Raw genomic sequence first — 12,919 nt, 5'->3', positions numbered from 1 at the left:
CTTGTGTGGGATGTTATATAGGGTTATGGCCAGTTTGGTAGAGCCGAAAAATCAGCGAATTCTTACATATTCACGCATTTTTTACCAGTCTGCACGTCCGGCGCCGAACCAAAGCCATATCAGGACCTCAATCAGGGATAAACCAACGCGTCCAGCGCTTTGCGGTAGGCCGGGATATCTTCTACCCAGGCCGGCTCGTGGGCGTCTGCGCGGGTGGTATGCTCCTGCCCCTCCCGCTCACTCGGAGCCGGGGACCCGTCGTTGCCTTCCGGGGCCTCGGCTCCCTGCGGCGCGGGCGCCTCTCCAGCGCCCTCTGTCAAGCGATCGGAAACCAGCCACAAGCGCCGCTTGGCGTCATTAAAGACCCGTTGGTAGTAGGCCTGCAGAGATTCTGGGGTAACAGCCTCCACCGCGTCCGCCAACTGCGTTCGACGGTCAAAATCGAAATCACCGAGCACGAGGCTGTCCCAATAATACGACGATTGCTGATAGAGCGTCTTCGCGGGCTCACGCAACTCCCCGGAAAGGGCCGCCTGCTGGTTGGCCAACCGCCCCGTCAGAGCGTTGCCAGCGGTGCTTAAAAAAGCATCAATTTCACGCCACAAACGATCGCTGCTCACCGAGGGCGACTGCACCACGAGCGCCGTTCCCTGAAGGTCTTTCAGCGCCAGAGGGAAAACCGTGACGATGTAACCCAACTGCTTCTCGGTACGCAACTGGTGGAAAAAACTTGGCCGCAACATCCTTTGCAGCAGCTGCATGTGGGCCTCATCCTTCAAATCGGTTTGTAGACCCTGCACATAGAGCAGAGTCACATTGTCATCATGCTCCAGCGGCTGATGACGCGCCCAGGGCCCCTCGCTGTTCAGGCGATAGACGTTTGCCGGGGGCAGCGTGCGCCGGGTCTGCTCTCCCAGGAGCTGATGCTCCAGGTAGGCCGCCAGGCGCACCGCCTCCTGGCGGTAAAGATTGCCGTACAACAACGCCTCCAGCTCGGCGTCATCCAACAGGTTGTCGGCGAAAGCGTGAAGGGCCTCCAGGTCGGTTCCCTCCAACGCCTCTAGTTTGTCCACCCCCAACCAATAGGGCGAAAAGTGCAGGCGGGGAATCTGTCGGGCGATGACACCATAAGGCTCGGCCAGCGCTTCGTTGCGCCAGCGTCGTTGCAGTTTGCTCTTCTGGTCGATAAACCGATCCGGCTCGAAGCGCCCACGGCGCAACGCCTCCACAATTTTCGTCAACAACAGGTTCTGGCGACCACTGTAACCAAAAATTTCGATATCCAGCCCACGGGTGTTGGGCTGCAGGGAAAACTCGAGCCCGGCAAGCTGGGCGGGGTACGCAAACTCATTGAGCTGATCGCGTACCAGCATTGCCAGCAGCTCGGCACGGGCCGCTCCCTGCGCACTGGCGGCGACCGCCGGCAGCTTGAGCCGCAGGCGCATACTGGTTTTGGGGACTTCGAAGCTATTGTCCCATTGAAACCAGACTTTCAGGCGCGATTGATCACTGACCAGAGTCGGCCGTTCGTCTCCCTCTGCAGGCCGCCCTCCAGGGCTGGGCAGCAAAGGCGCTTCTTTAACCGCCAAGCGCGTAGGGATAAAGTCGTTGGGCTGCGGCAAGGCAAGACGTTTCTGAACGCGCAATTTGATATCCGGCTGCTCCGCAGGCTGCTCCAGCACCCGGTAGGGGGTTTGGTAGTGTGCCGAGGTCTTATTTCCCTCAATTCCTGGAGCCACCAGGCTGACCATTACGTTCTCACTGTTCAGGTAGCCCAGGTAACGCTTGATCATCTCCGCATCATAGCCCGCATAAAGATGCTCGCCCTTGAGCACCTGACGCGGCTCATATAAATGCATCCGATGGGCCAGCCCGCGCACTGTGGCGATCGGGGAGCGAACCTCCTGGAACCGGAAGTCGATGGAAGCCATCTGCTGCAACTCCTCGTAGCGCCAGGGCTCCACTCCTTTCTGCGCCAGAGATTCAATCACATGGAATACCAGGGCGACTATCTGATCGGACGCCCGCACCCCCAACTCCGTCAATTCAATAGAGATCTGGAAGAGCCCCGAGTGGCGATCCTGTTGACGGCGGCCCGCCACCAGGCCTTCCGCCCAGCCGAGATCCTTGAGAAGGGACAGAAGACTCCCCTCGCCTTCGTGACCGAGCAGATGGCTGATGTAGTGCAGCGGTTTATGCGTCAGAACCTCATTACTCACCGGTATCGGAAACAAGAGGGACAGACGGCGGATTTCTTTTTCCGGTTCAATTTCCACACGCAGGGGGAGCCGACCTTTCTCAAACAGCGGCGGATAGGTGTCCGCCAGCTCAACCTCCCGACGAGGCACTGCCTTGAAACGCTCGGTCACCTGTTTCTGCAGTTCATCCAGCGGCGCCCGCCCCAACACCACCAGCGTCATAAGGTCCGCCGAGTAGTGGCGCTGGTAAAACGCCAGCACATCCTTTCGCAACGGGCGCTCTTCGGTATTGGCGAGTGTATCCAGGTTCCCGACCGAGAAGCGCGAGGCGGGGTGCTCCGGGTTCATTAATGCCCGATGCACATCCTGAATGCGACGGGCGTCGTCATTCAGCTTGGCTTTGAATTCGGAGTCTACCGCATGGCGCTCCCGCTCCACATACTCGGCGTTGAACAGCGGCTCGGTGAAAAACCGGGCGAAGCGGTCCAGCGCCGGCTCTAAATAAGCCGCGCCAATATCAAAATAGTAGTTGGTATGCTCGGCCGACGTATAGGCGTTATGGCTGCCGCCATGAGCGCTGATGAACGTCTGGTAGGCATCGGGCTCGGGATAGGTTTCGGTGCCGAGAAATAGCATGTGCTCCAGAAAGTGGGCCAGCCCCTCCCGCTCTGGCGGGTTCTGGTGGTGGCCGATGTGCACATCCAGAGCCGCCGCCGCTTTTTGCGCCCGAGGGTCCGAAATCAGCAGGATGCGAAGGCCGTTCTTCAACGTCAGGGACCGGTATTCCCGGTGGTCAACATCGCTTTTCTGCGGCGTCAACGCCTGCGCCGCACCAGCCCATACACAGCTGCCCAGCAACACTCCCCATAACACCTTAGACAATGCCAACTGCATCACGCCTCACTCTGTTCGTTACCGGGCCGATCCTGACTGTGAGCTTCCTTGACCCCGATCGGCCAGGCATAAAGAATCGCCTTGACCAGAGTGGCCAATGGAATGGCGAAAAACACGCCCCAGAACCCCCAAAGCCCCCCAAACACCAGCACGGCCAGAATTATGGCCACCGGATGCAGGTTGACCGCTTCGGAAAACAACAGCGGGACCAGAACGTTGCCATCCAGCGCCTGCAGCACGCCGTAGGCGAACAGAAGGTAGACGAACTCCGGCCCCCAGCCCCACTGAAAAAAGCCGACCAAAGCGACCGGTATGGTGGCGACCGCAGCACCGATGTACGGCACCAGGACCGACAGCCCCACCGCAATGGCCAGCAAGGCACTGTAGTTAAGATCAAACAGTACGAAGACAACGTAGGCCACCGCGCCCACAATGACGATCTCAATCGCCTTCCCCCGTACATAATTGGCAATCTGCTGGTTCATTTCCTGCCAGATTTTGCTCATCAGCGGACGTTTTTCGGGGAGGAAACCGGCAAACCAACGCATGATGTGCTGACTGTCTTTCAAAAAGAAAAACACCAGAATCGGCACCAGAACGAAATACACCAGCACCGTGGCGAGCACCGGCAGGTTCGAGACCGAGAAGCTGACAATATACTGCCCCACATAACCCAACTCGGTACTGGTGATGGACATCATCTGCTCCACCTGGGCTTCATTGACCAGGTTGGGATAGCGCTCGGGGAGCAGCAACATCAGCTCTTGCCACTCCCGTAACATGCGGGGCAGTTCGGCAAAAAACCGGGTGGACTGCTGCCAGATGACCGGAACCAATCCGAGCATGATGGCCGCCACACTGGCCATCAGAACGAGAAAGGTAATAAGAACCGCCAGCCAATGTGGCAGGCCCCATGCCTTCAGACGAACCACCATACCCTGCATCAGAAACGCGATGATCAGGCTCGCGATCATGGGTGCCAGGACCGCCCCCATGGTCAGAATCACCGCCAACCCCGCACCGAGCAAAAACAGCAGCAGCACCGCTTCCTCATCAGACAGGTAGCGATCAATCCAGCCGCGAATAATCTTCAGCATAAGGCTCCATTTACCCGGTTAGCGCGGCCAGGGCCGCCTCAGGATTTTACCAGAATGTAGACATAGACGCCGTCAGCCCGGTCTTCCCGCTCCAACCCATGACCCGCCAGCTCGGCAAAGGCCCGAAAGTCGCGTACCGAACCCGCATCAGTGGCCAGCACCCGCACCGCCTGGCCGGACTCAAGGTCCCGCAGGGCCTGCTTTGCCCGTAGCAACGGCAGCGGACACCGCAACTCGCGTGCATCAACTTCTTTCACCACCTTGACTCCCCTTTCCGGGCACCTCATCACGCATCCACCATCGTGAGGGAGCAATGAACCTGACGCCGCTCGAGCGGTCTGAGAGCGAAGAGGCCGACCAACCCCAACGAGCGGAAAATGGCCTCTGGCGCTCGCCGCCAGCGGAAGGCTACACTGTGCAACACTGATTGACCACCGGAGTCTGAAACGACGTGAAACATGCTGTTACCCTTGTCTTGAGTCTGTTGCTCACCACAAGCCCCGCGGCCAATGCCAACCGGGACCTGCAACTACCCGTGCTCGGGGATACCAGCTCGGCCATCAGTTCTCCCCGGGAAGAGGAGCGCCTGGGGCGCGAAGTATTGAGATTGTATCGCAGTCAGATGCCCACGTCCTCCGACTATCAGGTCATTCAGTACCTGGAAAGTCTGCTGGGCGAGCTCGCCAAGCACAGTGATCTCAGAGACCCCTCCCTGCAATTGGTGGTGATCGAAAACCCCAACATCAATGCCTTTGCCGCTCCCGGCGGTATTATCGGGGTCAATACCGGGCTGTTGAGTTACGCCGAAAACGAGCATCAGCTCGCCTCGGTGCTGGCCCACGAACTCGCCCACCTGAGCCAGCGGCATTACGCCCGTCAAAAACAAAACCAGCAGGAAATGAGTGTTCCCTACTATGCCGCCTTGATTGGCAGCATGATTCTGGCCGCAACGGCAGGATCGGACGCCGGAATCGCCGCCATGATGAGCACCCAGGCCGCCGCGCTGGATGCCCAGTTGCGCTTCAGCCGCCAGTTCGAGCAGGAAGCCGACCGCCTGGGCATGCAGACCATGGTCCGTGCGGGAATGGACCCGGCCGCGGCGGGCGACATTTTTGAGATCATGTTGCGCGCCACCCGATACTCCGAACGGCCACCGGAATTCCTGCTGACCCACCCCGTCACCGAACGCCGAATCGCCGACACCCGCAGTCGCACAATGAACCTGAAGGACCGCGAGTATGAGCAGAGCCTGGAATACCACCTCATGCGCTCGCGGGTTCGAGTGGAACACGCCAGTTCGCCCCAGGTCAGCGCTGAGCGCTTCCGGGATGCCCTCGAGGCGGAACGCGCCCCGGTGGCGGCCCAGCGCTACGGCCTGGCGTTCGCTCAGATAAAGGCCGGCCAATTCGACGCCGCCCAGGCCACCTTGGGCCCCCTGCTGGAGGCGGAGCCGGAACGGCTGACCTATCAGCTACTGCGGGCGGAACTCGACACCGAACGCGGCCAGCACGAGGCGTCGCTGAAGCGCCTGAGCGCCCTGCACCGGCAGCATCCCGATCACTACGCCGCCACCATGCGCTATGCACTGTCATTAATGAAAGCCAATCAGTTCGAGGAAAGCACCGCCGTGTTGCGCCGGTTTTCCCGCCAACGCCCCGATGACCCACAGGTCTGGTACTGGCTGGCGGAGGTGAGCGGCCTGGCGGGCGACATCCTGCAGGTACACGAAGCCCGGGCCGAGTACTTTATTCAGGTGGGCGCCTACAATCAGGCGCTACAGCAGTTGCAGAATGCCCTCAAACGCGCGGATGAAGATAGCACCCATACCCGGATAATACTGAGGGAGCGAATCAAGCAAGTGGAAGAGATGCGAAGAACGGCGGCGCGGCTTTTCTCCTAGCCGCCGGGGCGCCAATCAGGCACCGGACAGCAGCGAGCTGGTGGGCCGTTCCACCCATGACGTCGTCACCAACCACTTCGCCAGTTCGGCGGCCGGCATGGGCCGCCCGATATGGAAGCCCTGAGCCAGGTCACACCCCATTTCCTGCAACCGCAACAACAGAGCTTCCGACTCAACGCCCTCGGCCACCACATTGAGCCCGAGGTTATGAGCGAGGTGAATGGTGGAATTCACGATAATTTCATCCTGCTCGTCGTCCAGCATCTGCCGCACAAAGGAGAAATCGATCTTCAAGGTCTGCACGGGCAATCGCTTGAGATAGGCGAGCGATGAGTAACCGGTGCCGAAATCGTCGATGGAAAGGGACACTCCCAGCTCATGCAACCGCTCCAGGGTGGTCATGGCGCGGCGCGGATCGGTCATAATGGAGCTCTCGGTGATCTCCAGCTCCAGCGCCCAGTGCGGCAACCGGTAACGGCTCAGAAGCGTCTCGACCTGACGGGGCAATGTGTCATCCATCAGGTTGCGCGCCGAGAGGTTCACCGCCACACTCAAAGGCACCCCGGCCTCGTGCCAGCTACAGCAGGCCCGAATACTGTTTTCCAGCACCCACACGGTCATCGGGTGCACAAGATTGGTCGCTTCAGCGATCGGAATAAACTCTCCCGGGGAGATCATCCCCATAGTGGGGTGCTGCCACCGAAGCAACGCTTCCAGGCCATAACAGCGCCGGCTGGCCAATTCGATTTTAGGCTGAAAGTGCAGGCACAGCTGGTCGTCCCGAATCGCACGCCCCAATTCGTTCATCAGGGACAGGCGTTTGGGAGAGTGCGGATCTTTCTCGGCCTCGTACAGCGCCACCCCCATCATTTCCGCCTTGGCACAATACATGGCAATATCGGCGTAGCGCATCAGCGTACTGACATCCCGCGCCTGCTCCGGCGCCAGCGCAATACCGATACTGGCACTGATCTCAATGGCGTAACCTTCCAGGTCAAACTCATTGCGCAGGGCGTCCAACACGCGATGACCAAAGATCAACGCCTGTCGGTGGTGGCGAATGTCCGGGAGGAAAATCGCAAACTCGTCCCCTCCCAGGCGGGCAATCAACCCCGGGAGCTCCGTCAGTTCGCTTTGCAGACGCGGGCCAATCTGACTCAGTAACTTGTCGCCCACCTGGTGGCCAAGGGTGTCGTTGATTTCCTTGAACCGATCCAGGTCGATCAGCAAGAGCGCCGCCTGTCGGTCTCGCGGGTCTTCCAGCCAGGCGCTGACTTCCCGGTACAGACCACTGCGGTTCGGCAATTTGGTCAGCGCGTCATGGGTGGCCTGATGTTCCAGACGCTCTTCGTAACGTTTGCGGGCCGTAATATCACGGCTGGTGCCCCACACCCGTTGCAGAGCGCCATCTTCGACCTCCCCCACACAGGAAATCTGGAAATGGACCTCACGGCCCTGGTGATCCCGACGAACAATTTCGTGATCGATCAGCTCATAATGCTGTGCGACGAACGTGGAGACATCAAAGCGGTAATCTTGTGAGCCGGTCTCCACCAAGCCGCTACCCAGCAGATCTTCCACGGAGGGCGACCCCAGAATTTTCGCCAACACACGGTTGCCTTCGCCCAGCCGCGCCTGATTGACAATGGCCAGTTCCTGCTCCTTCCCCGACAGGTTGACCGGAACCGGAGGCTCCATATCGTACCGCCAGATAGCCTCGGAACTGTTGGCGATGAACGCACGATAGCGGGCTTCACTCTGGGCGAGGGTATGTTCGCGGCGCACGCTCTCGGTGATGTCGTTCATGACCACCAGCACGCCGTTGACATACCCTTGACTGTTTTTGGTGGGGATTTTGTCGACGGAAAACCAACGCTGAGCCCCATCGGCCTGTGCACTTTCAATGGAATCGAGCTGCGCTTTACCGGAGCGAATCACCTGCATCAGTTCACGTTGCCGTTCAGCGGGTGTGTCCCAATGGGGCGCGACCTCCAGAAAACTTTTGCCCTTCATGTCGGGCTGATCAAACCAGGAACGGGTCAGCTCATTAAAGTCCTTGACCAACCCCCAGCGATCGAAATACCACACGGCAGAGCGCATGGAGTCCAACAGCAGTCGCAGCTCCTGCTGCTGACTCTTCAGATGGTGCTCCACCGTCTTCTGACGGGAAATATCGGTCATGATCTGGCCGATACCGTTCATCTTCCCATCCGGTCCCTCAATGGGAAAACGCACGCAGACAAATGTATGAGATTGACCATCCAGACCCGGAATCACCTCCTCGGTTTCCGGCAGGTGTTCATCGGATTGGAGACTTCGCTCCTGGGCACGGAAACGTTCGGCCACGGCGGCGGGAAACAGATCCGCATCGGTCTTGCCGCACAGCTCCTCAGGGTCCCGGTCAAACCACTGGGCAAAACTCTGGTTTACCAGAAGATAACGTCCCTCCGCCGACTTTATGGAGACCAGGTTGTGAGAGTTGTTGATCAGTCTGTACAGCAGCTGGTCCCGATGCTTGAGTTCGCGGTGGGCCGACTGTTCACCACTGAGGTCCTGACACTGAACCAATACCCGGGTGACCTCGCCGTATCGATCCCGCATGGGCAGGAAGCTGACCTTTATGGGTACATGTTGATTAAGGTAGAGCTGGTTGCGATGCAGATTGGCCAGCGGGTAGTCCAGATCAAAGCAATGGATTTCACCACGCTGGAAGACGCGGCGAACCCGCTCGAGATGCTCGGGGTTCTTGCGCAGCGCTTGGTCCCGAAGAACCCGGTAGGCGCCGATGCCCGCCATCATTTGACGAGGAGTGAGGTGAAACAGCTGCTCAAGGGCCTGATTGTGCTCAAGCATCACCCCGTCCGGATCGGTCACGAAACTGGCGATGGGGCTCTCTGAAAAGAGCCGGGACAGGAGACTCTGTACGTATTCCGGCCCCGGGTTGGCAAGCCAGTGCTGAGCACTGATGACCGCTCCCACGAACTGGGGCGCCTCTCCCTCCGGCACCGAAGGGCGCCGACCGATAAAGCGCAACCGGGGCTGACTGGCCAGGCCGGCCAGGCATATTTCACAGGACGCGGGGCCGCTGGACTGTCGTTTTTCGGAGAAGGTTCTCTGAAACAGGTATTGGTCCGCCGGGGGCATGAGCGCGAGCAACTGCTCCTCGGAGTTGACCGGGCCGAGCTCCGGAACCCATTCATAAATGGACCCGGACAGGCCCAGATGGCCAGAACTCAGGTTCAGTCTCCACACTGCAATATCGGACGCATCCAGCGCCGAGCCGAGCAGTTCATAGTCGGAGAGCGAAGCATTGGTTGGTGTGACGCTGGACCGCCCGGTGGTTCCCTGCCTCATCGTTCTAGGAGTCTACTCATTGTTGGACCAAGGATGTCCCCAAGTGTAGACGATAATAGCCGCCAAAAGGTAAAAAAGCGGGTTTGGCGCCCGCTCGTGGACCCGTTGCCAGCCCCTGCTCCCTCAGCGACTTCCCCCCTAGTGACTCACCCTTGGCCACTCAGTAGTGTGGCGGCCTCTCGTCCAACGTATTGCCCACACCGTCGGGGCGCTCCTCCACGGCCTCCCGCAGGTCACGATACTTTCCCGCCAAGGCGTGCATCTGCTGCTCAAGCCGGGCGATCTGTTCGGCCTGACGGGCGATCACATCGTTGAGTTCGGTCAGCGTCTGCTCCTGGAAAGCCAGGCGCGACTGGATGTCTTCCCACTCCCGTTGTTCACTCATGGTGCGTCTCCCAATAGGTCGTAAAGGGCATCAATCAAACGTTGAGGCCGGGGATCAATCAACAGACTCTGGCCCATTCGGCCAGTCACATACCCAAAACCGATACCGTAGTCCGGGTCAGCGAATCCGAGGCAGCCCCCGGCACCGGGATGACCGAAGGCGCCGCGCCCTCGCCCGAACCGACAATCCGCCCGTTTCTGGGAGAGCATAAAGCCATGGCCGAAGCGCAGCGGCAAGCCGAGCACCTGGTCTTCCTCAAAGGTCAGCTCTTCACTGCACCGCGAGAGTGCTGCTTCGCTCAACAGGCTCTGCCCATTGAGCGCGGCACCGCCATTCGCCAGGGCACCGTATAACGTCGCAAGATCCAACGCACTGCTGTGACCATTGGCGGCGGGAATCTCCGCCGTGCGCCAGTCTTCACTGTTGCTCGCGGTCAGCAGGGTCATGGGATTACTGAATGCTTTGTTGGTCACCCCACGCGGATCCGCTTTCATGATTCGTCCGAGGGACTGACTGTCGGCCCCATTGCTGGCCCCACCCAACGGGCGTTTGAGCGGTCGGGACTGAGCCACCCGCACATCCCCGGGCCCGGCGCCAAAACCCAGCGACAGCCCCAGGGGACGGGCAATCCGCTCCCTCACACACTCGGAAAAGCGATCTGCACCGGCAACGCGCCGCACAAGTTCGCCCAAAGCCCACCCGAACAGAAACGGTGAGTAGCCTTGCTTTTCACCGGGTTCCCACCAGGGCTCCGCCGCCTCGACGCGTCGAACCATGGTCTCCCAATCAAAAATGTCTTTCTCCCCAACGCGCTCCTTGAGCGCCGAGAGGCCCGAGCGATGGCACAGCAAATCCCGCACGGTAATCGATGCCTTCCCGGCTGAGCCAAAACCCGGCCAGTAGTCCGCCACCGGGCAATCCAGCGTCAACTTACCCTCATCGACCATTTGCAACACCGCCAGCGCCACGATCCCTTTGCTGGCCGAGAACAGGTTCACCTGGGTGCGCTCTTCCCAGGGCCGTCCAGCCTCGGCCTCGCCCGCCCAGATACTGACGATCGGTGCTCCAGCGCGAAACACCGCCAGAGCCGCCGCCTCTTCCCCGGATTCAGCCATATTCTGCGCGAACGCATCCACCAGCGGCTGCCAACGCTTGCTCCAGTGGCCCTGGATCTCACTCATCGGCCTTCTCCGGCACACTGGCAAAGTAGGCACTGAGCGCCTCGATGGCTTGATCGTCCAGGTTGCGGGCAATGGAGCTCATCATGGGATTTTCCCGCTCGCCGCTGCGAAAGGCGTGTAGCTGCTCCGAAATATACTCTTGAGAGCGTCCGGCCAGCGTGGGATAGGACTCGACTCTGGAGCGCCCTTCCGGTCCGTGACATCCAAAACAACTACGAGCCTGGCGTCGACCGGTAGCGATCAGTTGTTCCTCGGGTGTTAGCGTCTCTTGCGGCGGCGCTTCACGACCGTCGCTGCAGCCGACGGTGATCAGGGAGGCTGTCAGGCCGAGAATGAGGGTTCGGAATACGGTCAGGTGTTTCAACGGCATTCTCCGTTTTTGAAATGTATGGACGTACCTAAAGGTGGGCGATTCTACCATCGAGGCTTGTTATCATGTGGCTTTTGTCCAGGCGGGAGTTGGCTGATGAGTAAAGAGAGCCGTTTGGTGTACTCGACGGAGACCGGGCGCGTCCGGCCACAGGAATCCAAACCGGAGGCGCCCCCCGAGGGTGACGGTATTGTTCGTCTGCATCGCGAGACGAAGGGCCGCGGGGGCAAGGCGGTGACGTTGATTACCGGGGTTCCGCTGGCCGGGGCGGAGTTGAAGACGCTGGCGAAGGATTTGAAGAAACTCTGCGGTGTCGGCGGCGCACTCAAGGATGGTGTGATTACGATTCAGGGGGATCAGCGGGAGAACCTGAAACCGGCGCTTGAGAAAAGGGGCTTCACGGTGAAAATTGCCGGCGGTTAACTGTTCCGTCGTTAAGGGTTAATATCGAGTCCGGCCGACCAGGGGGCATACCACTTGAAGACCCGCCGTAAACCCATCCATGGGGGCTTCTCATCGGCATCCATGCCTCAGAGAGTCTTCAAGTGGTATGCCCCCTGGCCGGCCTCAGTGCCACATTTCAACGTCCGTAGGCCGGATAAGCGCCAAGCGCATCCGGCACACTGGTCCAACTGCCACAAAGAAAGCGGTTGTTCCCGCCCTACACCACCCAAGTTCACGATCTTGCGATGGTAGGTGGCGCTACCGCTTACCTACCCTACGCTTCAAGCTGGTGATTGGCACTGAGGGCCGGAGTGGGGTGCACTGTTCCCGGACCGTGGAGCGGGGGACCCGCGATTCGAGCCCCCATGGATGGGTTTACGGCGTGTCCGGGAACAGTGCACCCCACTCCGGCCCGGACTCGACATTACCCATCAAACGAGCAACCACCAAACCTGGCGCTATTTTTGCAAAGACCGAAGACAAACACCCAAAACGTCAAGTTTCTGTCTTCGAGGACCGCCACCGTGGATACCGCAATCTTCATTGAATTGCTCGACACCTCCCTCAAAGTCGCCCTGGGCGCCATGATCGCCGGCCTGGCGGGCTGGTGGGTCATGCGCCGCAACGCCATTGTAGGCTCGCGCTCCCCCAAGGAAAACCGCCGCCTGAGCCACCTCGAGGACGTCTCCGCCCAAGTCGGGCGGCTCACCCACACCTTCGCCAAATATTCGTCGCTGGCCGCCGAATCCATCCAGTTTGGCGATCGCTGGCCCAAAGAACGCAAAAACGAGCTCGAAAGCATCAGCGCCGACCTCGTCAGCGAATTCAAAGGCCTGGCCGAAGCCGAATCCAAGCTGCTCATGCTGGGCGAGAAAAACCTCGAACGCAGCCTGCGGCTGTACGGCAGCCAAATCGCCCTCTTCCGCAAGCAGGTCTATGTCGGCCGGCCCGATATCAGCCTCGAGCAGGTGGCAGGGCTAAAGCAGGAAGTGAGCCGGGCACGGGAGAAGTTCTACGACCTGCTAAGCCGCAAATACGACCGTCTTCTCGCCAGCGCCTGAGCCCGCCTGGGCTTGGGGCGGCCCAACCAACGCCC

General features: G+C 59.9%; 10 protein-coding genes. 3 read left to right on the top strand and 7 right to left on the bottom strand.

The window, feature by feature from the left end; translation table 11 throughout:
• Positions 1-131: 131 nt before the first annotated feature.
• From G547_RS20230 to G547_RS0105130, 3 genes are read right to left on the bottom strand one after another with little or no spacing between them, the layout of a single operon-like run.
• On the bottom strand, positions 132-3,092 hold the full coding sequence (locus G547_RS20230; protein WP_051234845.1) for an insulinase family protein: 2,961 nt from the start codon (positions 3,090-3,092) through the stop codon (positions 132-134).
• Entirely contained in the window at positions 3,092-4,189 is a 1,098-nt protein-coding gene (locus tag G547_RS0105135) for an AI-2E family transporter (RefSeq protein ID WP_027328918.1), read from the bottom strand. Before G547_RS0105135 ends, G547_RS20230 begins: the two co-directional genes overlap by 1 nt.
• Positions 4,190-4,227: 38 nt before the next feature.
• Positions 4,228-4,449, bottom strand: a complete 222-nt coding sequence (locus G547_RS0105130; RefSeq protein WP_027328917.1) for a sulfurtransferase TusA family protein — start codon at positions 4,447-4,449, stop codon at positions 4,228-4,230.
• Between the two features lie 191 nt (positions 4,450-4,640).
• On the opposite strand from G547_RS0105130, the gene G547_RS20225 reads away from it, so the two are divergent.
• Positions 4,641-6,089: a M48 family metalloprotease gene (locus G547_RS20225; protein ID WP_036187088.1), complete on the top strand. Its 1,449-nt coding sequence runs from the start codon at positions 4,641-4,643 to the stop codon at positions 6,087-6,089.
• Between the two features lie 15 nt (positions 6,090-6,104).
• Here G547_RS20225 and G547_RS22955 read toward each other — a convergent pair whose 3' ends face one another.
• From G547_RS22955 to G547_RS20215, 4 genes are all read right to left on the bottom strand, one after another.
• A complete protein-coding gene (locus tag G547_RS22955) occupies positions 6,105-9,443 on the bottom strand; it encodes a bifunctional diguanylate cyclase/phosphodiesterase (protein ID WP_084645689.1) in 3,339 nt (1,112 codons plus the stop codon).
• Positions 9,444-9,603: 160 nt separating this feature from the next.
• Positions 9,604-9,828 (bottom strand): SlyX family protein, encoded by a 225-nt coding sequence (locus G547_RS0105110; protein WP_027328916.1) that lies wholly within the window; start codon positions 9,826-9,828, stop codon positions 9,604-9,606.
• The gene (locus tag G547_RS0105105) at positions 9,825-11,009 is read right to left on the bottom strand and encodes an EstA family serine hydrolase (RefSeq protein ID WP_036187085.1); all 1,185 of its coding nucleotides are present in this window, start codon (positions 11,007-11,009) and stop codon (positions 9,825-9,827) included. Before G547_RS0105105 ends, G547_RS0105110 begins: the two co-directional genes overlap by 4 nt.
• On the bottom strand, positions 11,002-11,373 hold the full coding sequence (locus G547_RS20215; protein ID WP_169449427.1) for a c-type cytochrome: 372 nt from the start codon (positions 11,371-11,373) through the stop codon (positions 11,002-11,004). Before G547_RS20215 ends, G547_RS0105105 begins: the two co-directional genes overlap by 8 nt.
• A 102-nt stretch (positions 11,374-11,475) precedes the next feature.
• Between G547_RS20215 and yciH the strand changes: the two genes are divergently transcribed.
• Both yciH and G547_RS0105090 read left to right on the top strand, forming a co-directional pair.
• Positions 11,476-11,802, top strand: a complete 327-nt coding sequence (yciH, locus tag G547_RS0105095) for a stress response translation initiation inhibitor YciH (protein ID WP_027328914.1) — start codon at positions 11,476-11,478, stop codon at positions 11,800-11,802.
• 545 nt (positions 11,803-12,347) lie between these two features.
• Entirely contained in the window at positions 12,348-12,884 is a 537-nt protein-coding gene (locus G547_RS0105090; RefSeq protein ID WP_027328913.1) for a hypothetical protein, read from the top strand.
• The last annotated feature ends 35 nt before the right edge of the window (positions 12,885-12,919 follow it).

It is taken from the genome of Marinimicrobium agarilyticum DSM 16975 (assembly GCF_000423345.1).
Classification (GTDB): Bacteria; Pseudomonadota; Gammaproteobacteria; order Pseudomonadales; family Cellvibrionaceae; genus Marinimicrobium; species Marinimicrobium agarilyticum.
Note: the sequence above shows the minus strand (reverse complement) of the source record. Positions and strands in the feature narration are given on the sequence as shown.

Bases quoted from the DNA above. Each gene is read 5' to 3' on its own strand.
- G547_RS0105135 (WP_027328918.1), bottom strand. From the start codon at position 4,189: ATGCTGAAGATTATTCGCGGCTGGATTGATCGCTACCTGTCTGATGAG.
- G547_RS0105105 (WP_036187085.1), bottom strand. From the start codon at position 11,009: ATGAGTGAGATCCAGGGCCACTGGAGCAAGCGTTGGCAGCCGCTGGTG.
- G547_RS20230 (WP_051234845.1), bottom strand. From the start codon at position 3,092: ATGCAGTTGGCATTGTCTAAGGTGTTATGGGGAGTGTTGCTGGGCAGC.
- yciH (WP_027328914.1), top strand. From the start codon at position 11,476: ATGAGTAAAGAGAGCCGTTTGGTGTACTCGACGGAGACCGGGCGCGTC.
- G547_RS22955 (WP_084645689.1), bottom strand. From the start codon at position 9,443: ATGAGGCAGGGAACCACCGGGCGGTCCAGCGTCACACCAACCAATGCT.
- G547_RS0105110 (WP_027328916.1), bottom strand. From the start codon at position 9,828: ATGAGTGAACAACGGGAGTGGGAAGACATCCAGTCGCGCCTGGCTTTC.